This window comes from Clostridium cavendishii DSM 21758, assembly GCF_900141845.1.
GTDB lineage: Bacteria > Bacillota > Clostridia > Clostridiales > Clostridiaceae > Clostridium_AG > Clostridium_AG cavendishii.
In genome coordinates this window covers 95,137-120,014 of sequence record NZ_FQZB01000009.1, presented here as the reverse complement: position 1 = coordinate 120,014, position 24,878 = coordinate 95,137, and the positions used below count along the sequence as shown (strand labels likewise).

The following is a 24,878-nucleotide window of genomic DNA, read 5'->3' as shown; positions in this document are numbered from 1 at the left end:
TGGAGGCAAAGTATTTGTATGCAGTAAAGAGCAATTTTTATAACTTATCAGAGTTTAATGAGATATTAAAAGATTCTATAGGTTATACTGATTTTAAAAATATAAGTAGAATTGCGGTAAAAAATATTAATCAAATAAGAAAAAAAAGTATTAATATTAAAATTTTAAAAACAAAAAATATTATCGTGCCAAATGCTAGGGAAGCAAAAAGTTTCATTGAAATTAAGAAAGGCATACTAGTTGATGGATTAGTTTGTTATAACATAAATTATACTACTAAAGAAAATTGTGAACAGTTGTATAATTATGAATGGTATAGTCCGTTTTCAGTTATTATATATGTAAATCAAAATAATTTTAGTAATAGATATAAATTCTATACATTTGTTGAAAGCTCCAGTATAGATATTATTAAAGATGAATATATAGATGGAATATGTAAGATTATAATATCTACTGGTTATTCAGAAAATAGTTATTTAGTAGAAGAGAAGGAAACTATATATGAAGAAGTGAGTGGAGTAATTTCAATAGATGAACTTAATTCGTTAAGTAAGGAAAAAACTGAGTTTTTAAAACTGTATACAGATATATTTTTAATAGATTTAAATAGCTTTAAAGGCAGATTAAAGAAAATTATTAGTTTTAATAATTGTGAAAATATTATTTCTATAAGAAATATAAGAAATCAATATTTAAGTGATTATATTAATTATGATGGAGAGTTAAATCTTTCAAACAAAGTTTGTATAGATGGATTTATGATATATAGTATAAAATACGAAACCTATGATTGTAACGAAGAATATTTAATTAAAAATCTCTTAAGACCATTAACAATATCTTTTTCTAAGGGTAATAATATAGAGAAGATAAATAAAAATAATGTTTGTTTTTATACATTAGATAGCAATATATACAGTTTTAATAAAAGATATCTAATCATAAGAAGCGTATATTTTTCATTTGTTAAATTAGAAGCTTATATATATGGTGAAGGCTTTATGGGAGGCAGTGAAAAATGGACAGGGATATAAAGTTTTTAGTTAAAGCCTCTAGTAACGAAGTTTATGATTATGAAGAGTTTGAAATATGCGCAATCATAGAAAGTCTATATATTGATTTTCTTAATATAAAAATATGCTTTGGAGACCTTGATCATATTAAATTTATTGATGACAGTTTAAGAATAAATAACATAGAATTTAAGGATATTAATATTCAAAAAGGAATTGATTTAAATAAACTTTATAAGGATGTAGATAAAAATAAGGAAATCGAAATAAAGTTTAAAGCACAGGTTATAACAGAAAGCAATATTCAGAGTAAAAGTTTATTATTTAAACTAACATATGAATATATGAAAAATGATATTAGAGTAATAGAGGAAGTTCTAAGTAATAAATATATTTTAAAAGTAAAATGGAATGAATTTAGTAATCAAGTGTTTTGTGATAAGAAAAAAGTAAATGTAAATCAAGTAATATCATATATGTGTAAGGTTAAATATAAAGGAAATGTAAAATCTTTAATAAAAGTTTATATTGATATTCCAAAGAATACAGTATTAGTAGATGAAAGCTTAAGGATAAACAATATTAAGAGTGAATGGAAATCTTGGAATGAAGGCTTTGAATTAGGAGTAACAGATGAATTTTATATAGAGAAAGATTTTACTATCAATTTTTCTGTAAGAGTAACAGTATTCGCCGACACATGGTGCAAGATAGTACCTAAAATATCCTTTAGGCAAGAACTAGAAAAATTAGAGATAAAGAAATATGAGTCAAATATACCTATTGTGTTTTATGGATATTCTGCAATTAAGGAGTTTTCAGTTTGTGGGATGTTTAAAAATAATTCATATGAAGATGAAGTTAGTGAAATATATGATTATTATGGAAGCTTAGTTATAGTAAAGGAAGAAAAATATTTAGGTCCTGAAAGCATAAAGGATGGAATTCCATATATAGTTGGTGGAGGAAATGTTGTTAATGGATTTATAGTGGTTAAATTAACATATTCAACTAAAAATATTCAAGCGCCTATCTTTAGCGAAGAGTTTAAATTACCATTTACTGAATATATAAAAAATATAAGTGATAATATAACTAAACAAATAGTAAATGGAGAAGTCTTTGATGTGTTTGTAAGTAAAGTCCTAGAGAATAGTATATATGTAAGTGTAAAAGCCTATCTTGAAGTTTTTTAACAGTGCTTTATAAGCACTTTTTTAATTAATTAATATAAAGTTATAGTAAAAAAATCTTACTATAGCTTTATTTTTTATGTATATATGTTGTAATATGCTTTCTACAAATTAAATTAAATATTATCTTTATTTTGTGTTTAACAAATGTATTAATAGAAATGTAGATTTTAAATTGATATATATATTTGAATATTTTTAAAAGTAAAGTTAAAATGTAGCATATAGATTAAATTGAAAAACTAAGAGGTGAAATAATGAAACCACTTGCGGAAATAATGAGACCAACTAAGCTTGAAGATTTTATAGGTCAGAAGCAAATAGTAGCTAAGGGTAAGCCGCTATATAATTTAATAACAAACAAAGCAATACCTAATTGTATATTGTATGGGCCGCCAGGTACTGGTAAAACAACATTAGCTAATATAATGGCTAATTATGTTGATAAAAAGTTTTATAAGCTAAATGCAACTACGGCCTCAGTTAAAGATATACAAGAAATAACAGAAAGCTTAGACAGCTTACTTAATTATAATGGTGTAGTTATATATATTGATGAATTGCAACATTTTAGTAAAAAACAGCAACAAGCATTATTAGAGTTTATTGAAAATGGTAGAGTGACTTTAATAGCAAGTACTACAGAAAATCCGTATTTTGCAATACATAAAGCATTAATTAGTAGGTGTAATATATTTAACTTTAAGCCATTAGATTTAGAAGAAATAAAAATAGGTCTTGAAAAGGCTTTAAAAAAGATAATTTATGAAGGAATAAAAATAAATTATACAAATGAAGCGTTGATATATATTGCTCAAATTTCTCAAGGAGATTATAGAAAAGCTTATAATATCTTAGAGCTAGCTATAAATTCTCAGATGGCATATGAGAAAAATATTTCAGTTGAATATATTGAAAGCCTAGAGCAATCACATATGAGGGCTGATGCTAGTGGAGATGAGTTTTATAATTTATTAAGTGCACTTCAAAAGAGCATAAGAGGGAGTGAACCTAATGCCTCTATTCATTATCTTGCAAGACTTATTAAATCTGGAAATTTAATAGCTATAACTAGGAGATTGGGAGTAATTGTAGCAGAGGATATTGGACTTGCTCATCCAAACGCTTTAACTGTTGTAAATTCAGGTTTAGAACTTGCTTTAAAGGTTGGATTACCAGAAGCTCAGATAATACTTTCAGAAATAGTTATATATTTAGCCACTCTTCCAAAGTCGAATAGTGCATACTTAGCTATAAGCTTAGCTATGAAGGATTTAGAAACTAAAAATATTGGTGATATACCAAGTTATCTTAAAGACTCACATTATTCTGGTGCAGAAAAATTAGGAGTTAGTGGGTATAAATATCCTCATAATTATAAAAATAATTATGTAGATCAGATATATTTACCAAAAGAATTGGAAGATGTAACCTATTATGAAGAACAGGAAAATAAGTATGAAATAAGTATTAAGAAGTATTGGCAAAATATAAAATAAGAGTAATGTTAAAATGATAAATTTTTATCAGATTCTTAGTTAAATTTATAAAAATAAATGGTATTTCTTGTGAGAAAAGAATACAAAAATTAGTGATTAATTAGAAATTTAAGTTCAAGTTTATTGTTGACATAAATACTCGGATTTGATATTATAATCAAGTAAAGTACATTATAAAATAATAAAGGGGTGAGTAGATGAAGTTATCTACCAAAGGCAAATATGGTGTAAAAGCTATGGTTGATTTAGCAATACATTATGGTGAAGCGCCCGTTTCAATTAAATCAATATCTAAAAGACAGGATATATCTGAATATTATTTAGAACAACTGTTTAGTCCTCTTAGAAAAGCAAAGCTTATAAAGAGTATTAGAGGAGCACAAGGAGGCTATGTTTTAAATAGAGAACCTAAAGAAATAACAGTTGCAGATATAATGAACGTGTTAGAGGGTCCTATAGAGATTGCAGACTGTATAGAAGGTGCATACTGTGATAATTTGGATAGTTGTGCTACTAAATTATTGTGGGAAAAAATCAAAAAAAGTATTGATGAGGTTTTAAACTCAGTAACATTACAAGATATAGTTAATGATGCTGAGGCTATTAAAGATAAAAATAAAGGGATTAAGTTAGTGAATAGGAGTGAATAAAATGAACAAAGTTGTATATATGGATTATGCTGCCACAACATTTGTAAAGCCAGAAGTATTGGAAGAAATGATTCCTTACTACACTGAAAAATTTGGTAACCCATCCTCATTTTATGCAGTTTCAAGAGAAACTAAAATGGCTATTGATAAAGCTAGAGGTAATGTGGCTAAAACTTTAAACTGTGATTTAAATGAAATTTATTTTACAGGGGGAGGTTCTGAGGCTGACAATTGGGCTATAAAAGGAATAGCTTATGCTCATAGAAATAAAGGAAATCATATTATAACAAGTAAAATAGAACATCATGCTGTCTTACATACTTGTCAATATCTTGAAAAACAAGGTTTTGAGGTTACTTATTTAGATGTTGACAGCGAAGGGTTTATTAATATAGATGACTTAAAAAATGCTATAACTGATAGAACTATATTAGTTTCAATTATGTTTGCAAATAATGAAATAGGAACTATACAACCTATTAAAGAAATAGGAGCAATTTGTAAGGAAAAGAAAATATTTTTCCATACAGATGCAGTTCAAGCAATAGGTAATGTTAAAATAGATGTTAAAGAAATGAATATAGATTTACTTTCTTTAGCTGGTCATAAAATATATGCACCTAAGGGTGTTGGTGCCTTATATATAAGAAAAGGTATAAGAATAGATAATTTAATTCATGGTGGTTCTCAAGAAAGAGCTAGAAGGGCCGGAACTGAAAACATACCGGGGATAGTAGGTCTTGGTAAAGCGATAGAAATAGCTAATAATAATTTAGAAAGTCATGCTGAAAAGATGACGTTCTTAAGAGATAAGCTTATAGATGGACTTTTAAAGGTTCCGTATACAAGATTAAATGGACCTAAAGGTGATAAGAGGTTACCAGGTAACGTTAATGTTTGTTTTGAATTTATTGAAGGGGAATCAATTCTTTTATCATTAGACTTTGAAGGAGTATGTGCTTCAAGTGGTAGTGCTTGTACATCAGGATCATTAGATCCATCACATGTATTACTTGCAATAGGACTTCCACATGAAATAGCTCATGGATCTTTAAGATTAACTCTTGGAGAAAATTCAACTGAAGAAGAAGTTGATTATGTTTTAGAAGTTATACCACCTATAATAAAAAGGTTAAGAGAAATGTCACCACTATGGGAAGATTTCTTAAAGAAGGGAGATAAATAATTATGATATATAGTGATAAGGTAATGGAACATTTCAGAAATCCAAGAAATGTTGGGGAAATAGAAGATGCAAATGGTGTTGGTGAAGTTGGAAATGCTAAATGTGGAGATATAATGAAGATATACCTTAAAATTGAAGATAACGTAGTTAAAGATGTTAAATTCAAAACTTATGGTTGTGGATCTGCTATAGCTTCTTCAAGTATGGCAACAGAACTTATAAAAGGAAAAACATTAGAAGAAGCATGGGAGCTTTCAAACAAAGCAGTAGCAGAAGCATTAGATGGACTTCCACCGGTTAAAATGCATTGTTCAGTATTAGCAGAGGAAGCTATTCATAAAGCTATAAATGATTACAGACAGTCACAAGGATTAGAACTTTGGGATTTTGAAGAACATTCCCATGACATTCACGATCATGTACATGGTGAAGAATAAGGAAGCGTGTGATTAACATGAATAAAAAAGTAGTTTTAGGTATGAGTGGAGGGGTAGACAGCTCAGTTGCTGCCTACCTTTTAAAACAGCAAGGTTATGATGTAATAGGTGTGACCATGCAAATATGGCAAGATGATAAAGAGTACGAAGAAAGAGAAGGTGGATGTTGTTCGCTTTCAGCAGTAGATGATGCAAGAAGAGTGGCTGAGAAATTAGATATTCCATTCTATGTTCTTAATTTTAGAGATAAGTTTAAGGAAAAGGTAATTGACTATTTTGTAGAAGAATATATAAATGGTAGAACTCCTAATCCTTGTATTCAGTGTAATAAGCATTTGAAATTTGACGACTTATTAAGAAAAGCGCAAGGTATAGGAGCTTATTATGTAGCAACAGGACATTATGCTAAAATAGAACAAGTAGATGGTAGATACTGTCTTGTACGAGCTGATGATGATAAAAAAGATCAAACTTACGCATTATATAATTTAACTCAATATCAATTAGAAAGAACTCTTATGCCTTGTGGAGAATATACAAAGGATAAAATAAGAGAGATAGCTAAAGAAATTGGTTTAGATGTTCATAATAAAAAAGATAGTGAAGAAATATGTTTTATTCCAGATAATAATCATGGTAACTTTATATTAAATGCTAAGCCTGGAAAGGTTAAGCAAGGTAATTTTGTAGATAAAGAAGGTAATATTTTAGGAAAGCATAAAGGAATAGTTTATTATACTATAGGTCAAAGAAAAGGGTTAGGTTTGGCACTTGGAAGACCAGTATTTGTTACAGATATAAATCCTATTACTAATGAAGTTGTTATAGGACCAGAAGAAGATATATTTAAAACAGATTTGCTAGCTAATGATATAAACTTTATATCTATATCAGAGCTTAAAGAGCCAATGGAGCTTCAAGCTAAAATAAGATATTCTGCAAAACCAGCAGAAGCTATAATCTACCCTGAAAAAGATGGTAAGATTAGAGTTAGTTTTAAAAATAAACAAAGAGCTATAACAAAGGGGCAGTCAGTTGTCTTTTATCAAGGGAATGTTGTAGTTGGCGGTGGAATCATAGAAAAAATATTATAAAAAAGGATTAGTTTTGGTTTATTTACTAAAACTAATCCTTTTTTTACAGTATGAATTTATAATTATAAAGTTAGTTATAATTAATATTTAATATTGTATAAATAGATGATATAAATTTTCTTATCCGTAAGAAAAAAACTGAATTTTATATAGGATTATCTTTTATGCATTTTTTTATTATTTTAGGTAACAATATGAAAATGAGGGGTGATAATCCATGAGTTATAGAATGAAAGATTTTATATCTATGAAAGTTTATGATGATAAAGGTATTTTTAGAGGAAGAGTAAAGGATATAGCTCTTGATTATTATAATGAAAAAATAATTGGTTTTATAGTTAATCCTAAAATGCTTTCAAATAGAAATTATGTAGATATAACTGATTTAATAAGTATTGATGGATGTATAATAGTAAGGAGAATACAAAATAAAAAAGAATTTTCTTTTGATGATATTAAAGGAATGGAGGTTATAAATAAATTTGGCAAAATGCTAGGGGTAATAGAAGATATATTAGTTGATTTAATGAATTTTAACATAAAAGGATTAATAGTATCTACAGGTTTTTTAGATAAGATATTTTATGGTAAAAAAATTATTTTAATAAAAAATACTATTTTAGGTGATTCAGAAATGCTTTATTGTGGAGATGAAAAAATAATATTAACATCTGTGCCACATAATTTTTTGAAAAGGGAAGAATGTTATGAAAAAAACCTTTAAAAAAAATATAATAAAACTTTTAATTATAATAGTATGTATAATAAGTATATTATATTTGAAAAAATTTGATTTCGTGAAAGAGACAATAAAAATATTGGTATTTTCTTTTATTCTTTCTTATAGCTTAAAGCCTATATATATTTCTATAATAGAAAAATATAAAATAAATAATAGGATAGTTGCATTTTTATTAATTTTAGCTGTAATGGTAGTAACATTATCTATAATTTTTTTGTTTTTACCAAAAATATTCAAAGAAAGTGTTAATATAGAGAGTATAATGAAGGGTTTAGATGACTTAATGATGAATCTAAATTCTAGATTTAAGGACTCCAATTATAAAATATTTTCGGTACTATATGAGCAATTATCTGAGCGCGTAAATATGTTAATTGCAAATTATTCTTCTAAATTTATAGATGCTATAATTGATTTTTCTGAAGATATATTATCTTTAGCTGTAGTTCCTATAGTAAGTTACTATTTTTTAGCTGATAGTGATATTATAAATAAAAAATTTTTGCTCCTATTTTCTTCAACTAAAAGAAAGGTAATAAAGGATTTAGAAGATGATGTAGATAGGGTATTAGGTAAATATATTTTAAGTCAACTTATACTATGTTTAATTGTTGGTGTATTAACCTTTATAGGATTAATTATATTAAAAATACAATTTCCTATATTTTTATCTATACTTAATGCAATAGTTAATATAATACCATACTTTGGAGCTATATTGGGTTCAATTCCTATAATTTTAATAGCATTAGCTAATTCACCCTCTAAGGCTATTTTAGCCTTTATTATGTGTATATTAATTCAACAAATAGAGGGAAATATATTATCTCCTCAAATAACTTCAACAAGTGTAAGTATGCATCCCTTGATAGTTATAATATTACTTTTAATAGGTGATAAATTAGGAGGTTTTATTGGAATGATTTTAGCTGTTCCAATTGGAGTGATAATAAAAGTAATTTATGAAGATATTAATTATAACTTATTTTAAATATATAGTATTGACATAGTTTGAATTTTTTCATATAATTTGCCTATAACTTAATAAAAAGTGATGATAAGAATGAGTAAATAGAATTTTTTTATTTAGAGAGGAAGTGTTTGGGTGAAAACTTCTTAAAAAGTCTATTGAAGCTATCTTTGAGCTATATTTACTTAAGAGGTGTAAAGTTTTTTACATAATTAGGGTGGTACCGCGGAAGTAGAGCTTTCGTCCCTTGGTTAGGGATGTAGGCTTTTTTTTATAAAAAATATTAAATTGGAGGAATTGCTATGAAATATATGGGAGCAAATGAATTAAGAGAGAGTTATTTAAGCTTTTTTGAAGGAAAGGAGCATTTAAGATTAAAGTCAGCACCGCTTATACCTAAAAATGATAAAAGTTTATTACTTATAAATTCAGGTATGGCACCTTTAAAGCCTTATTTTACAGGACTTGAAACTCCGCCTAAAAAGAGGATAACAACTTGTCAAAAGTGCATTAGAACAGGTGATATAGAGAACGTAGGTAAAACTTCAAGACATGGTACTTTTTTTGAAATGCTTGGGAACTTTTCTTTTGGTGATTATTTCAAAAATGAAATAATTCCATGGGCTTGGGAATACATAACAGAAGTTTTAGCTATTCCAAAGGATAAACTTTATGTAACTATTCATTTATCAGATGATGAAGCATTTGAAATTTGGACTTCTAAAACAGATATAGATCCAAAAAGAATTTTTAGATTGGGAGAAGATAACTTCTGGGAAGTTGGTATAGGTCCATGTGGTCCTTGTAGTGAAATACACTTTGATAGAGGTGCTGGAAAAATAGAAACTTCAGAACAGTTTGAAGAAGCTTCTGAAGCTGATAAGATAGTTGAATTCTGGAATCTAGTATTTACACAATTTGATAAGGATGAAGATGGAAAATACAATAATTTAGCTCATCCTAATATAGATACTGGAATGGGACTTGAAAGAATTGCAACTATAATGCAAGGTGTAAATAATATATTTGAAATAGATACAGTTAAAAATATAGTAAATAGGGTTTGTGAACTTACTAATAGTAAATATGGTCAAGATTCGGAAAAAGATATTTCTATAAGAATAATAACAGATCATGTTAAGAGTATATCTATGATGTTATGTGATGGAGTTCAACCATCTAATGAGGGTAGAGGTTATGTATTAAGAAGACTTTTAAGAAGAGCTGCAAGACATGGAAGAAAGCTTGGAGCAGAAGGAATATTTCTTCATAAAATAGTAGATACTGTAGTAGAAAATTACGGTGGAGCTTACGAAGAATTAAGAGAAAAGCAAGATTTTATAAAGAAAATAGTTACGTTAGAAGAAGAAAGATTTAATGAAACTATAGATGCTGGCATGGATAAATTACAGGTTGTTATTGATGAAGTTTTAGCTAACAATAAAAATATAATTGAAGGTAAAGATATATTTACTTTATATGATACATTTGGTTTTCCAGTAGAGCTTACTGAAGAAATAGCAGAAGAAAAAAATCTTAAAATTGATTTAGAAGGTTTTAAATCTCATATGGAAGAACAAAGAAGAAGAGCTCAAGAGGCAAGAGGAGAAAACACATACATGGGGAGTGATGAAAACCCTATCAATAAAATTTCTTCAGACATTATAACTGAATTTGATGGATATTCAAAAACTATTTTGCAAGCAAAGGCTATAGTTTTAGCTACAAAAACAGAATTTGTAAATGAACTTATAAAAGGTGAAGAAGGTTATGTAGTAACAAATGTGACTCCATTTTATGCTGAGATGGGAGGTCAAGTTGGAGACAAAGGTATAATTTCAAATGAAAATTGTAAGATAGAAGTTATAGATTGTAAGAAAAATGTTGGCGGTAAAATAATTCATTATGTAAAAGTAATAGAAGGAAAGCTTACCTTAAATGAACTTGTGACTTTAGAAGTTAATAAAGAAAGAAGAGGAGCTATTTCTAAAAATCATACAGCAACTCATATGTTACATGAGGCTTTAAGAGAAGTTTTAGGTTCTCATGTAAGCCAATCAGGATCTTATGTTGATCAGGAAAGGCTTAGATTTGACTTTACTCATTTCTCAGCCATTACAGAAGACGAACTTAATAAGATAGAAGCTTTAGTTAATGAAAAAATAATGGAAGTGTTTGAAGTAAAAACAGATGTTATGAGTATAGAAGAGGCTAAAAAGTCAGGAGCAATGGCTTTATTTGACGATAAGTACGCTGCTGATGTTAGGGTGGTTTCTGTTGGAGAATTCTCAAAAGAATTATGTGGTGGAACCCATGTATATAATTCAGGTCAAATAGGTATAATAAAGATAGTATCAGAATCAGGGGTTGCGGCTGGTATAAGAAGAATAGAAGCTGTTACAGGAGTAAATGCTATTAAATTCATGGAAAATAAAAATAATCTTTTGAAAGAAGTTTCAAGTATGCTTAAATGTTCTGATAAAGATATAGTTAAAAGATTAAATTCACAAATTCATGAATTAAAAGATAAGGAAAAAGAAATTTTTGAATTAAAAGCAAAGCTTGTACAAGGAGCGGAAGATGACATTTTAGCAAATGCGAGAGAAATAAGAGGGGTTAAGGTTGTTACGTCTAAAGTAGAAGGTTTGGATGGAAACTCTCTTAGAGATTTAGCAGATAAAATAAGAAATAAAATGGAACTTGGAGTTGTAGTACTAGCAAGTGCTGTAGATGGTAAAGTTAACTTTGTAGCTATGGCAACAAAGAATTCTTTATCAAGTGGAGTTCATTGTGGAAAGGTAATTAAAGAAGCTGCAACTGTAGCTGGCGGAGGCGGTGGTGGAAGACCAGACATGGCTCAGGCTGGTGGTAAAAATGCAGAAATGATCGAAAAAGCTCTAGAAAAAGCGTACGAAGTTTTAGAAACTCTTGTAAAATAGTATACAAATTAATAAATATGGGTTATAATAAAATTATAATTATCAATAAAAAATAAATAAAATAAAATGTAAGTTATATTAAATATAGAATAAACTATTATTGTGAGGGGGTGAAACTGCAGTTTTGCAGTGAACTATGGGCAATAACATAGATAATACAATGCAGTTTGACTTTAGTAAAAACAAAAAAGATTTAACTAAGGCTATTTTAACGGAAGTGTATGATTCGCTACAAGAAAAAGGATATAATCCTGTTAATCAGCTAGTTGGATATTTGATATCAGGTGACCCTACTTACATTACAAATTATAATGGGGCGAGGGCTTTGGTAAGAAAACTTGAGAGAGATGAGATTCTTGAGGAAGTAATAAAAGCTTATTTAGAATTAAAATAAAGAGTGCCCTTTGGGCACTCTTTATTTGCACATAAATTTAAAAAATGAGAAACCTTTAAATTAAGGAGAAACAGATGAGAATATTAGGTTTAGATATAGGTTCAAGAACTGTTGGTATAGCGATAAGTGATCCACTTGGATGGACTGCACAAGGTATAACAACAATAAAAAGAAAAAATTATACTCAGGATATTGAGGAAATAAAAAAAATATATGATGAATATGATGTGAGCATAATAGTTGCAGGTATGCCTAAAAATATGAATGGAACAATAGGACCATCAGGAGAGATGGTTAAAGAATTTTGTGAAAAGTTGAAGGAAAGTTTTGATCCTAAGATAGAATTTTGGGATGAAAGACTTACAACGGTAGCTGCACATAAAGCTATGCTAGAAGCAGATTTATCTAGAGCAAAGAGGAAGAAGATAGTTGATAAGATTGCTGCAACATATATTTTACAAGGATATCTAGACAGAATTTCAAATAAATAATAAAAGTAAAAGGAGATAAAAAATGCAAAATGATTTAAGCAGAATAGTTCTAATGGATGAGGATAATAATGAAATAGAATTTAATGTTGTTACTAAGTTAGAAATAGAAGGTGAAGAATACTTTATATTATCACCAGAAGGTGAAGATGATGTGAATATTGCTATGAAAGTAGTATTAGATGAAGAGGGAAATGAAGTTTTAGCAAGCGTAGAAGACGAAAATGAAATAGACATGATAGAAGAAGCATATGCTACCTTATTCCTAGATGAAGAATAAAATAGGAAAAGTGAGGTTTTGAAAATGTCACAATTAACATCAAGAGATTTTGAAAGTTTAAAAGAAGAATTAAAGAAGAGAGGTTATAAATTAACACCTCAAAGAAGATCAATAGTAGATACAATTATTGATAATGAAGGAAAGCATTTAACTACAGAAGAAATTTATGATGAAGTAAAACAAAGGTGTCCTGAAATTGGGCTTGCAACAGTTTATAGAACAATTTTACTTTTAGAAGAAATGGGTGTAGTATATAAGCTTGATTTAAATGATGGCTGTAGTAGATATGAACTTGCTCATGTAAATGAGACTCATAGGCATCATCATTTAGTTTGTAATTCTTGTGGTAAAGTTCTAGAAGTTCAAGATGATCTACTTGAGGATTTAGAAGCACAAATTGAATCAACTTATAAGTTTAAAATATTAGATCATAGTGTTAAATTTTTTGGATTATGTGAAGACTGTAAAGAAAAATAAAGATAATAAAGGGACCTCTATGACGACTATAGATGACAACCTTTGTAATACATAATGTGTAGCAACACGGAAAAGGAGGGGAAATATGAAAAGAGAAAAACTTAAAGTCAAAATAATTCCTTTAGGTGGATTAAATGAAATAGGGAAGAATATAACAGCTATAGAATATAAAGAAGATATAGTGGTTATAGATTGTGGGTTGAAATTTCCAGAAGAAGATATGTTTGGTATAGATATAGTAATACCTGATGTTTCATATTTATTAAAAAATAAAGATAAGGTTAGAGGAATATTTTTAACTCATGGTCATGAAGATCATATAGGAGCGTTACCATATATTCTGAAACAACTAAATGTTCCAGTGTATGGTACTAAACTTACGCTTGGTATAGTAGAGACAAAGCTTAAAGAGCACGGACTTTTAAGTACAACAGAGCTTATAAGAGTAAAGCCTAGAGATGTTATAAAATTACAATCTGTTTCTGTAGAGTTTATAAAAACAAACCATAGTATAGCTGATTCAGTGGCGATTGCTATTCATACTCCTATGGGAGCGGTACTTCATACAGGGGATTTTAAGGTGGATTATACACCGATAGATGGAGAAGTAATGGATTTTGCTAGGTTTGCAGAACTTGGAAGAAAAGGTGTGCTATGTATGATGGCTGATTCTACAAATGTAGAAAGGGCAGGATATACTATGTCTGAAAGAACTGTTGGCGCAAGTTTCTTAAATATATTTGGAAAAGCAAAGGGAAGAATTATAGTTGCTACCTTTGCATCTAATATACACAGAATTCAGCAAATAGTACTTGCAGCAGAAAGCTTAGGAAGAAAAATAGCTGTATCAGGAAGAAGTATGGAAAATATAGTTCAAGTAGCTATAGAATTAGGATATTTAACTGTAGAAAAAGATAGTATGGTAGGTATAGATAATATAAATAAGTATCCAAATGATCAAATAGTCGTGATAACTACAGGTAGTCAAGGTGAGCCTATGTCTGCACTTGCTAGAATGGCAGCGTCAGAACATAGAAAATTAAGTATTGTTGAAGGTGATACTATAATAATATCAGCTACACCAATACCTGGAAACGAAAAAACGGTTTCTAAAGTCATAAATCAACTATTTAAAAAAGGCGCGGAGGTTATATATGAATCTTTAGCGGCTGTACATGTATCAGGGCATGCTTGTCAAGAAGAGCTAAAGCTTATGCATTCATTAGTTAAACCTAAATATTTTATACCTGTACATGGAGAGTATAGACATCTTAAACAACACTCAGAACTTGCAATAAAGTTAGGTCTTCCAGAGCAAAATACAGTAATTGTAGATAATGGAGACATTATAGAACTTTCAAGGGATGCTATAAGAAAAAATGGAACTGTTCAATCAGGCCAAATATTTGTAGATGGTCTTGGAGTTGGTGATGTTGGTAATATAGTATTAAGAGATAGAAAACATTTATCACAAGATGGTATATTAACTGTGGTAGTTACAATTGAAAAAGAAACAGGTACTTTAGTCGCAGGACCAGACATCATTTCTAGAGGTTTTGTTTATGTAAGAGAATCAGAAGATTTGATGGTAGAAGCTAGGGAAATAGTAAAATCAGTATTATTAGATTGTGAAGAAAAGAATATTACTGATTGGGCTACAATGAAGTCTTCTATGAGAGATCAATTAAGAATGTATTTATATGAAAAAACTAAGAGAAAACCAATGATACTTCCAATAATAATGGAGATTTAACTATTTGAGAATGTTATAAGGAGGATAAAAATGAATATTTATGATAAAGCTCACGAATTTGCAAATGAACTTAAAAATTTACCAGAAGTAGTTGAGTATAGAAAAAAATCTCAAGAAGTAAATGAAAATGAAGATCTTAGAAAAATGATAGAAGACTTTAGAAAAGTTCAATTTGAAGCTTATACTGAGCAGATGCAAACTGGAAAAATAAAAGATGAAACTAAAATTAAAATGCAAGAAGTAGCAAATGTTGTTATGTTAAACCCAGAAGTTTCTGCTTATATTCAAGCAGAAGCAAAGTTTGCAGTAATTTGGGAAGATCTTTTAAAAATTTTAAATGAAGCTATTGGTGTTAATGTAATAGCACCAAATGGAAACTAAGGTTTAATTAAATAGTTGACATTTACAATTTATAATATTAAAATCAATATGATAAACAAGATTGGGTACACAAGTATCCAATTTTATTTTGCACTTAATTTTTTGGAGGAATATTAATGAACAATTTTGTAAGAGAAGATATAAGAAACGTAGCAATTATTGCCCACGTTGACCATGGTAAGACAACTTTAGTAGATGCCCTACTTAGACAAAGTAATATATTTAGACAAAATGAAAAATTAGAAGAAAGAGTAATGGATTCTAACGATCTTGAAAAAGAAAGAGGAATTACTATTCTTTCTAAAAATACAGCTGTAATGCATAATGGAATCAAAATAAATATAGTTGATACTCCAGGACATGCTGATTTTGGTGGAGAAGTTGAACGTGTACTTAAAATGGTAGATAGCGTTATACTTGTTGTTGATTCTTATGAAGGACCAATGCCACAAACTAAATTTGTTTTAAGAAAAGCACTAGAACTTGGATTAAATCCAATGGTAGTTATAAATAAAATAGATAAGAATGATGCTAGACCAGAAGTAGTAATAGACGAAGTATTTGAATTATTCTTAGAACTTGGAGCTAATGATGAACAATTAGATTTTCCAATAGTTTATGCTTCAGCTAGACAAGGAATAGCTATGATCAATTTAGAAGAACCTAAAGACAATATGGAAGATTTATTTGAAACTATAATATCACATGTTAAACCACCAGAAGGTTCAAAGGAAGAACCATTCCAAATGCTAGTAACTACACTTGATTCAAGTGAATATGTAGGTAAAATAGCAATAGGTAAAGTAACTAGAGGAACGCTTAAGAAAAATCAACAAGCTGCTATAGTTAGAAAAGATGGAAGTATAACTAACTTTAAAGTTTCAAGTCTTTTCACATATAATGGTCTTAAAAGAGAAGAAACAGAAGAAATTTCAATGGGAGATATAGTTGCTATAAGTGGTATAGGTGATGCTAACATTGGTGAAACTATAGCTGATGCACAAAATCCAGAGGCACTTCCATTTATAGAAATAGACGAGCCTACTTTGAATATGAACTTTATGGTAAATGATTCTCCATTTGCTGGAAAAGAAGGAAAGTTTGTTACTTCAAGACATTTAAGAGATAGACTTATGACAGAACTTGAAACTAATGTAAGTTTAAGAGTTAAAGAATTATCACCAGATTGTTTTGAAGTAAGTGGTAGAGGAGAACTTCATCTTTCAATACTTATAGAAACTATGAGAAGAGAAGGATATGAATTCCAAGTTTCAAAACCAAATGTTATATTCAAAAAAGAAGATGGAGTTACTATGGAACCAATGGAATACTTAACTATAGATGTTCCGGAAGAATTCATGGGACCTGTTATGGAAAAATTAGGACCTAGAAAAGCTGAAATGGTAAATATGACTTCAGCAGTTAATGGTTATTCAAGACTTGAATTTAGAGTTCCAGCTAGAGGCCTTATTGGATTTAGAAATGAATTCATGACAGACACTAAAGGAAATGGAATAATGAATCATGTGTTTGATGGATATGAAAAGCATAAGGGTGATATGCCAGGAAGAAGTAGAGGTTCTCTAATTGTTTTTGAATCTGGAGAAGCTGTAACTTACGGATTATTTAATGCTCAAGAAAGAGGATTATTATTTACAACACCAGGTACTGAAGTTTATTCAGGAATGATATGTGGATCATGCTCAAGAGCAGATGATGTAGAAGTTAATATCTGCAAGAGAAAACATCAATCAAATACAAGAGCATCAGGTTCAGATGATACAGTAAAATTAACTCCTCCTGTTGTTATGTCTCTTGAACAATGCCTTGAATATATCAATTCTGATGAATTAGTAGAGGTTACTCCAGTAAATATAAGAATGAGAAAGAGACTTCTTGATAGTACTGAAAGAAAAAGAGCAGTAAGTAGAAGTAAAAAATAGTTTATTATTTCATATAAACATATTATAATAGGAGTAAATAGCCAAATTAGGCTATTTACTTTTATATATGGGGGATTTTTATGAAAAAATATTTTAATTTAAAAATTATAATTCCTATTTTTGTTTCTTTATTACTAATGATTTCAGGTATAGTTTATTTAAAGTACATACGAACTCAAAATTCACCTTTAATTTCTTCTCAAAGCACAGTTAAAATTGTGGTAAAAGAGGGAGATTCCATTTATAATCTTTTTGATAGTTTAGAAAATGAAAATAAACTTAAAAGTAGTTTTTTTGCTAAGCTATATATTAAGAATAATAAACCTAAAGTAGAAATAAAACCAGGTGAATATAATGTTAGGACTGAAACAAGTCTTAAAAATTTAATAACGCTTTTAACTGAAGGTGGAGATACATTAAAAGTTACAATTCCAGAGGGGTTTACAGTAGATGAAATAGCTACTAGACTTGATAAAAATGGAATAGTAAAAAAGGAAGAATTTTTAAAAGCGTGTAAAGAATACAAAGGAAAAGGTTATATTAAAGATACTCCAGGTAAAAAGTATTTAGTGGAAGGTTTCTTATTTCCAGATACTTATAATTTTTCTAAAAAAGTAAAATCAGAAGATATCATTAAAGAAATGATAGATAGATTTGAGGCTGTTATAAAAGATATACAAATTGAAACAAATGTTGAAATAAAAGAAGAGGACTATGAAAAGTATGCTAATATAGCATCTATGATTGAGAAAGAAGCGAGAGTAGATAAAGATAGAGAACTCATTTCTTCTGTTATCAAAAATAGATTAGACAAGAAAATGATGCTACAAATATGTTCTACAGTTATATATGCTTTGGGAGAACATAAAGATAAGCTTTATGATAAAGACCTTAAAATAGATTCGCCATATAATACTTATAAAAATTATGGACTTCCGGTTGGTCCTATAGGAAATGCAGGAAAACCTTCTATAAAGGCTGCTATAAGTCCTGCTGATACAAATTATATATATTATATATTAGAATTAGATCAAAAAACACATTTCTTCACTAATAAAAGTAGTGAGTTTGAAAATAAAAAGAAAGAGCGCCAAAATGCAGGTCTATAAATTAGGAGGAAAATATGAGCCAAATAACTTATGATTATATGGAAGATTATTTAAGAAGCTTAATTCCAGATAGTACTGGGATATTAAAAGAGCTTGAGGATTTTGCAAAAGAAAATAAGGTTCCAATAGTACAAAAAGAAACTGCAAAATTTTTGGAATTTATGGTGTCATTAAATAAACCAAAAAGAATTTTAGAATTAGGAACAGCTATTGGATATTCATCTATACTTATGTATAATGCGGCAGAAAAAGAGACTAAGATAAAGACTATTGAAAGAAGTCCAGAGATGATTGAACTTGCCAAAAAGAATATAATTAAATATAATTTTAATGATAATATAGAGATTATAGAAGGCGATTGCCTAGACGTACTAAAAGGACTTGAAGGTGAATTTGATTTTATATTTATGGATGCAGGTAAAGGGCATTACAATCATTTTCTTCCAGAATGTTTAAGACTTTTATCAAAAAATGGTATAATAATTGCGGATAATGTGCTTTTTAGAGGTATGGTTGCAACTGATGATTTAGTGAAAAGAAGAAAGATAACCATAGTAAAAAGAATGAGGAGCTATCTTGAAATGGTATCTAATGATAAGGGTTTAATAACCACGGTAATACCTATGGGTGACGGAATAGCTTTAACTAAGAGGAGGTAATTAAATGAGAAAGCCAGAAATTCTTGCTCCAGCTGGGAGCTTAGAAAAACTAAAAACAGCTATAGATTTTGGTGCAGATGCTGTTTATTTAGGGGGAAGTAAGCTTAATTTAAGAGCTTTTGCAGATAATTTTACAAATGAACAAATTTCAGAAGGTGTTAAATATGCTCATGATAGAGGGAAAAAAGTTTATGTAACTATGAATGTTTTTCCTCATAATGCAGACTTAAATGGATTAGAAGAATATTTAACAGAACTTTATAATCTTAAAGTGGATGCTATAATAGCGTCTGATCCAGCTATTATAGCTACAGCTAGGGAAGTAGTTCCTAACTTAGAAATACATTTAAGTACTCAAGCAAATAATGTTAACTGGAGAAGTGCTAAATTCTGGTATGATCAAGGTGTAAAAAGAATAGTTTTAGCTAGAGAAGTTGGATTTAAAGAGATAAGAGAAATGAGGGAAAAGTTACCAGAGGAATGTGATATAGAAGCTTTTGTACATGGTTCTATGTGCATGGCTTATTCAGGAAGATGTTTATTATCTAATTATATGACAGGTAGAGATGCAAATAGAGGGGCTTGTGCTCAAGCTTGTAGATATAAGTATTATTTAGTTGAAGAAAAGAGACCAGGAGAATACTTTGAAATAAAAGAGGATGATAGAGGCAGTTATATCATGAATTCTAAAGATTTATGTATGATAAAGCATATACCTGAAATAGTTGAAAGTGGTATTTATTCTCTTAAAATAGAAGGAAGAATGAAGAGCCCTTATTATGTAGCTGCCATTGTTAAGGCTTATAGACAGGCGTTAGATGCTTATTTAGAAGATCCTGAACACTATGAATTCAAGCAAGAGTGGTTAGATAATCTAATGAAAGTTAGTCATAGAAAATATCATACAGGTTTCTATTTTGGAAAATCAGCAGAGCAAATATATGAGAGCTCATCATATATAAGAGAATATGACATAGTTGGAGTAGTTAGGGATTATGATGCAGAAACTAGCACGGCAATTATAGAGCAAAGAAATAGAATATTTGAAGGGAATACTGTAGAAGTTTTAAGACCGGAAGGTGATTATTTTGAGGTTACATTAAGTGATTTCTATGAAGGTCAAAATAAAATAGATGTCGCAAATAAAGCTCAGATGATATTCAAAGCAAAAACCACAAAACCTTTGAATAAAAATGATATGTTAATAAAAAACAAGGAGGAGAACTAATGAAAAAGCCAATACTAATAGGTATTACAGGTGGAACAGGTTCAGGAAAAAGTACTATAGCAAAAGAAATATTCAATCAATTTGATGAAGATTGCATAGCTATGATAGAACAAGATTCCTATTATAAAGATCAAAGTCATTTGTCAATGGAAGAAAGAGTTAAAACTAATTATGATCATCCTAAAGCTTTTGATAATGATTTATTAGTAGTGCATTTAGAAAAATTATTAAATGGAAATTTAATAGAAAAGCCAATTTATGATTTTTCAATGCATACAAGAATTGAGAATACAGTTCCTGTAGAACCTAAGGAAATAATAATAGTAGAAGGAATATTAGTTCTTGAAGATCCTAGAATAAGAGAACTTCTTGATATTAAAATATATGTGGATACAGATGCTGATGTAAGAATAATAAGAAGGCTTGTTAGAGATATAAATGAAAGAGGAAGAACTGTGGATTCAGTTATTAATCAATATTTAGGAGTTGTAAGACCTATGCACTTACAATTTACAGAGCCAACTAAAAGACATGCAGATTTAATAATACCAGAAGGTGGACAAAATAAAGTAGCGATAGATATTATGGTTGCAAAAATAAAACAAATTCTTCAGAAGTAGTTTGAATAAAATACCTTCCTTAAGGCTAGAATTAAGCTAAGGGAGGTGTTTTTTTTATGCTCAATAATAACAAGATAGAGTTTAAAAGAATAAGGGCTTATAAATGGATAGTATTTGGTATTTTTCTTCTTTTGATAGTAAGACTTTATTATTTACAAAATAAATATAATTTGGTAGCTGAAACTTCTAGTGATGCACATAATTTTCAAAGTGAAAAGATATCAGATACAAACTTTTTGTTACTTGATGATAAGGGTAGAGATTTGTCAGATTATAACAAATCATATGTTTTGATAATTGATTTAAAACCTTTTAAACTAAATAATGTAGAACAAAATCTTCAAAATTTAATGGCCTTTAATTTTATAATGAAATCCGAAGATAAAGATTTTTCGTTCGATAAAGTTATTCAAAGTAACAAATTTAAATTGTATTATAAAATAAGTGAAGATAGTTATAATAAAATAAAAGAGCTTAAAAATTTAAAGGGTATATATTGTTATAGATATGATGAAACTCAAAAAAAAGAGAGTTGGAAAATCGAGAATATGATAATAAAAAATACTTATTATGATGGTGGTAGAGAAACGGAAAAGTCAGTAAATTCGTTAGAACAAAAATTAAATGGATATATAAAAGATAATAAAGTGCCACAAGCAAAATTTTCATTAGATGCAAATAGTATATATAATGAAGAAAAATTTGATATAAGTGATAAAAATTTGAATATACAATTAACATTAGATAGAGATTTACAAGAAAAAATTAGATCAATATTAAACTCTGATAAATACAAGGAGTTTAAAAATATAGGAGCTGTAGTTGTAGAGGCTAAAACTGGAAAAATAAGAGCTTTGGCTCAAAAAAATGAAAGTATGCCTAACTTAATAACGGGAGCTGGTGGCGGCTATGGTTATGATCCGGGTTCTATATTTAAGATAATAACAGAAGAAGCAGCATTAGAATATGGAAACGTAAATTTAAATGAAAAGTATACTTGCGCAGGTCAAAAATGTAAAGGAAAAATTCATGGTACATTAACAGTAAGGCAAGCATTGGATGTTTCTTGTAATTATGTATTTTCAAAACTAGGTGATAAAGTTGGTGAAGATAAAATAGTATATCTTGCGAAGAAACAAGGGTTATTTAGTCGTGTTTTAGGATTGGATGAGAAAACAATGGAGAGTGCAGGACAAGAACCACAAGAAAAAATAGGGATTGATAATTTATCTATAGGTCAGTCTTTATATGTGACACCACTTCAAATGGTGGGAATGTTATCTAGTGTTGTGAATAATGGTAAATATGTAAAACCTTATTTGGTAGATTCCACTGTAAACCAAAAAGGAGAAGTTGCTAATAAATTTAATACAACTTATGAACAAGTTATTTCTCCAACTACAGCGAGACTTGTTAGAGATAATATGATACAAGTTGTTGAAAAGGGGACAGGAATTAATGCCATGATAAAAGGTGTTGAAATAGGTGGTAAAACCGGAACTGCTGAAACCGTTAATGAGGGAAAAAAAGATTTCCATGGATGGTTTATAGGGTTCTTAAAACAAGATAATAATTATTATACAATAGCGGTAATGGTTCCTAATATAGGTGACAAAAATGAAAATGGAGATAATACCGTGGGTGGAAATACCGCAACGCCAGTCTTTAAAGAAATAGTACAAGAAATTATAAAAAAATAAATATAGACAGGCAATTTTTTTTATTGTCATCATATTATATTATAAGCACTACTAGGAGGAGCACCAAGTGTTCGTTTTCAATAATGTTATTGATATGATAGGCAATATAGTAGTACTTTCTGGTTATGTTACTGGAAATACTACATTTCCTCAACCACTAGATGAAAAAGAAGAAGAAAAGTATATTGAAAAGCTTAAGAATGGGGATTTAGAAGCTAAGAGTGTTCTTATTGAAAGAAATTTAAGATTAGTTGCTCACATTGTAAAAAAATATTCCTTCCAAAATAAGGATGTAGATGATTTGATATCTATAGGTACTGTAGGCTTAATAAAAGCAATAGATTCTTTTGATTCTTCTAAAGGAACTAGACTTGCAACTTATGCTGCAAGATGCATTGAAAATGAAATTTTAATGCTTTTTAGAAATAATAAAAAAAGTAAGGGTGAAGTGTACCTTCAAGATCCCATAGGAATCGATAAAGAAGGTAATGAGATATGTTTAATGGATGTTTTAAGTAGTGAAAATGATTCAGTTTTGGAAACTGTGGAAAACAATATTGAAATTAAAACTCTATATAACAAGTTAAATTCTGTACTTACATTGAGAGAACGAGAAATAATAGAAATGAGATATGGTCTTAATGATGGAAACTCTAAGACACAAAGAGAAATAGCTGTTATCTTAGGTATTTCTAGATCTTATGTTTCTAGAATAGAAAAGAAAGCGTTAAAGAAATTATATAAGGAATTTAATTCAAAAAGATGATTCTAAGTAATAGCTAAATTTTTATAATATTTTATAAGAATTTAGCTTTTTCTATGGTAATAAGAAATCTTTTACATTATAATTAGGGTGAGAGAAAATGAAAAGAGGGAGATATTTATGCTAACACTACATGATTTATTGCAAATAACAATACAAGAAGGCGCATCAGATTTACATTTAACAGTTAATTTACCGCCTACAATAAGAGTTAATGGTAATCTGGTTAAAATAGGTAGTGAAAAATTAGAGCAAAGCCATACAGAAGCGTTTGTAAAAGAAATTTTAGGAGATTTTTTTGAAGAATATGATAAAAGAGGAGAATTCGATACATCTTATTCTCTTCATGGGGTAGGAAGATTTAGAGTTAATACTTTTAAACAAAGAAATAGTCATGCTATTGCAATTAGAGTAATTGCTCTCAAGATACCAACATTAACAGAGTTAGGACATCCTCCTATACTTAGAGATTTAGTACTTAAAAAAAGAGGTTTAGTATTGGTGACAGGACCTACAGGAAGTGGTAAAAGTACAACATTAGCAGCTATGATAAATGAAATAAATTACACTAGGGAATGCCATGTAATTACTTTAGAGGATCCTATAGAATTTTTACATAAGCATAATAAGTGTATAGTAAATCAAAGAGAAATAGGAAAAGATAGTGAATCTTATCAAAATGCTTTAAAAGCAATATTAAGAGAAGATCCAGATGTTATACTTGTAGGTGAAATGAGAGATCTTGAAACTATAGCTATAGCTATAACAGCGGCTGAAACAGGTCATCTAGTATTTTCAACACTTCATACTATAGGCGCATCAAAGACTATAGATAGAATAGTTGATGTATTTCCACCATATCAGCAACAACAAATAAGAATTCAATTAGCTGCTGTATTACAAGGAATAGTATCACAGCAACTAGTACCTACTGTAGATGGGAAAAGAGTAGCTGCATTAGAAATAATGACAACAACTCCAGCAATCCAAAACCTTATAAGAGAAGGTAAAACTCATCAAATAGATTCTTCAGTTCAAACAGGAACTAAGTATGGAATGAAGAGTATGGATATGGCTTTAGCTGAATTATATAGAAGAGGAATTATAACAGCGGAAAATGCTTTAAGTTTTTCTGTTGATAGAGAAATGTTAAGTAGAATGCTTATGTTATAAAAAGAACTGACTTTTAGTGTTTTCTAAAAGTCAGTTCTTTAATTTTTGTATATTATAACATAAAATATAAAATTATCCAAATTGAAAAGAGTACGTTTTTTAGTAAATAATAAATTTACACATAATAAAATTAATTTATAGTAAAAATAAGAAAGATATATAGTAATATTTTATATTTTATGCT

At 28.9% G+C, this 24,878-nt stretch carries 24 protein-coding genes and 1 other annotated feature; all 24 genes read left to right on the top strand.

The features are described from left to right. The first annotated feature begins 14 nt into the window (after positions 1–14). On the top strand, positions 15–1,037 hold the full coding sequence (locus BUB01_RS10725; RefSeq protein WP_072987144.1) for a hypothetical protein: 1,023 nt from the start codon (positions 15–17) through the stop codon (positions 1,035–1,037). Next, on the top strand, positions 1,022–2,212 hold the full coding sequence (locus BUB01_RS10720; RefSeq protein ID WP_072987142.1) for a hypothetical protein: 1,191 nt from the start codon (positions 1,022–1,024) through the stop codon (positions 2,210–2,212). Before BUB01_RS10725 ends, BUB01_RS10720 begins: the two co-directional genes overlap by 16 nt. A gap of 254 nt (positions 2,213–2,466) precedes the next feature. Continuing rightward, positions 2,467–3,708, top strand: coding sequence for a replication-associated recombination protein A (locus tag BUB01_RS10715; protein ID WP_072987140.1), 1,242 nt, complete (start codon positions 2,467–2,469; stop codon positions 3,706–3,708). Between the two features lie 197 nt (positions 3,709–3,905). Then, complete coding sequence (locus BUB01_RS10710; RefSeq protein ID WP_072987138.1) at positions 3,906–4,358, top strand: RrF2 family transcriptional regulator; 453 nt, start codon at positions 3,906–3,908, stop codon at positions 4,356–4,358. A 1-nt stretch (position 4,359) separates the two neighbouring features. Beyond that, positions 4,360–5,544 (top strand): cysteine desulfurase NifS, encoded by a 1,185-nt coding sequence (gene nifS, locus BUB01_RS10705; RefSeq protein WP_072987136.1) that lies wholly within the window; start codon positions 4,360–4,362, stop codon positions 5,542–5,544. A gap of 2 nt (positions 5,545–5,546) precedes the next feature. Further along, positions 5,547–5,981 carry a Fe-S cluster assembly scaffold protein NifU gene (gene nifU, locus BUB01_RS10700; protein ID WP_072987134.1) on the top strand — a complete coding sequence of 145 codons (435 nt, stop codon included), beginning with the start codon at positions 5,547–5,549 and terminating at the stop codon, positions 5,979–5,981. 17 nt (positions 5,982–5,998) lie between these two features. Next, entirely contained in the window at positions 5,999–7,075 is a 1,077-nt protein-coding gene (gene mnmA / locus BUB01_RS10695; RefSeq protein WP_072987132.1) for a tRNA 2-thiouridine(34) synthase MnmA, read from the top strand. Positions 7,076–7,292: 217 nt separating this feature from the next. Further along, positions 7,293–7,799 carry a PRC-barrel domain-containing protein gene (locus BUB01_RS10690; RefSeq protein WP_072987130.1) on the top strand — a complete coding sequence of 169 codons (507 nt, stop codon included), beginning with the start codon at positions 7,293–7,295 and terminating at the stop codon, positions 7,797–7,799. Beyond that, on the top strand, positions 7,783–8,808 hold the full coding sequence (locus tag BUB01_RS10685) for an AI-2E family transporter (protein WP_072987128.1): 1,026 nt from the start codon (positions 7,783–7,785) through the stop codon (positions 8,806–8,808). Before BUB01_RS10690 ends, BUB01_RS10685 begins: the two co-directional genes overlap by 17 nt. A 54-nt stretch (positions 8,809–8,862) precedes the next feature. Next, positions 8,863–9,038, top strand: a binding site (T-box leader). A 51-nt stretch (positions 9,039–9,089) separates the two neighbouring features. Continuing rightward, complete coding sequence (gene alaS, locus BUB01_RS10680; RefSeq protein ID WP_072987126.1) at positions 9,090–11,726, top strand: alanine--tRNA ligase; 2,637 nt, start codon at positions 9,090–9,092, stop codon at positions 11,724–11,726. 136 nt (positions 11,727–11,862) lie between these two features. Beyond that, positions 11,863–12,120 (top strand): IreB family regulatory phosphoprotein, encoded by a 258-nt coding sequence (locus tag BUB01_RS10675; RefSeq protein WP_072987123.1) that lies wholly within the window; start codon positions 11,863–11,865, stop codon positions 12,118–12,120. A 74-nt stretch (positions 12,121–12,194) separates the two neighbouring features. Beyond that, positions 12,195–12,611 (top strand): Holliday junction resolvase RuvX, encoded by a 417-nt coding sequence (ruvX, locus tag BUB01_RS10670; protein ID WP_072987120.1) that lies wholly within the window; start codon positions 12,195–12,197, stop codon positions 12,609–12,611. Positions 12,612–12,633: 22 nt separating this feature from the next. Beyond that, a complete protein-coding gene (locus BUB01_RS10665; protein ID WP_072987117.1) occupies positions 12,634–12,888 on the top strand; it encodes a DUF1292 domain-containing protein in 255 nt (84 codons plus the stop codon). A gap of 24 nt (positions 12,889–12,912) precedes the next feature. Beyond that, positions 12,913–13,365 (top strand): Fur family transcriptional regulator, encoded by a 453-nt coding sequence (locus BUB01_RS10660; RefSeq protein WP_072987103.1) that lies wholly within the window; start codon positions 12,913–12,915, stop codon positions 13,363–13,365. An 85-nt stretch (positions 13,366–13,450) separates the two neighbouring features. Further along, entirely contained in the window at positions 13,451–15,118 is a 1,668-nt protein-coding gene (locus BUB01_RS10655) for a ribonuclease J (protein WP_072987100.1), read from the top strand. Positions 15,119–15,148: 30 nt separating this feature from the next. Continuing rightward, positions 15,149–15,499, top strand: a complete 351-nt coding sequence (locus tag BUB01_RS10650) for a YlbF family regulator (RefSeq protein ID WP_072987097.1) — start codon at positions 15,149–15,151, stop codon at positions 15,497–15,499. A gap of 116 nt (positions 15,500–15,615) precedes the next feature. Beyond that, the gene (typA, locus tag BUB01_RS10645; RefSeq protein ID WP_072987095.1) at positions 15,616–17,442 is read left to right on the top strand and encodes a translational GTPase TypA; all 1,827 of its coding nucleotides are present in this window, start codon (positions 15,616–15,618) and stop codon (positions 17,440–17,442) included. An 80-nt stretch (positions 17,443–17,522) separates the two neighbouring features. Then, on the top strand, positions 17,523–18,551 hold the full coding sequence (gene mltG, locus BUB01_RS10640) for an endolytic transglycosylase MltG (protein ID WP_072987092.1): 1,029 nt from the start codon (positions 17,523–17,525) through the stop codon (positions 18,549–18,551). Positions 18,552–18,565: 14 nt separating this feature from the next. Next, positions 18,566–19,210, top strand: a complete 645-nt coding sequence (locus tag BUB01_RS10635) for an O-methyltransferase (RefSeq protein WP_072987089.1) — start codon at positions 18,566–18,568, stop codon at positions 19,208–19,210. Positions 19,211–19,214: 4 nt separating this feature from the next. Continuing rightward, the gene (locus tag BUB01_RS10630) at positions 19,215–20,438 is read left to right on the top strand and encodes a peptidase U32 family protein (protein ID WP_072987087.1); all 1,224 of its coding nucleotides are present in this window, start codon (positions 19,215–19,217) and stop codon (positions 20,436–20,438) included. Next, the gene (gene udk / locus BUB01_RS10625; protein WP_072987085.1) at positions 20,438–21,058 is read left to right on the top strand and encodes a uridine kinase; all 621 of its coding nucleotides are present in this window, start codon (positions 20,438–20,440) and stop codon (positions 21,056–21,058) included. Before BUB01_RS10630 ends, udk begins: the two co-directional genes overlap by 1 nt. A 56-nt stretch (positions 21,059–21,114) precedes the next feature. After that, positions 21,115–22,758, top strand: a complete 1,644-nt coding sequence (locus BUB01_RS10620) for a peptidoglycan D,D-transpeptidase FtsI family protein (protein ID WP_072987082.1) — start codon at positions 21,115–21,117, stop codon at positions 22,756–22,758. A 67-nt stretch (positions 22,759–22,825) separates the two neighbouring features. Beyond that, positions 22,826–23,524, top strand: coding sequence for an RNA polymerase sporulation sigma factor SigK (gene sigK / locus BUB01_RS10615; protein ID WP_072987079.1), 699 nt, complete (start codon positions 22,826–22,828; stop codon positions 23,522–23,524). Between the two features lie 117 nt (positions 23,525–23,641). Then, positions 23,642–24,694 (top strand): type IV pilus twitching motility protein PilT, encoded by a 1,053-nt coding sequence (locus BUB01_RS10610; protein WP_072987077.1) that lies wholly within the window; start codon positions 23,642–23,644, stop codon positions 24,692–24,694. Positions 24,695–24,878 lie beyond the last annotated feature (184 nt).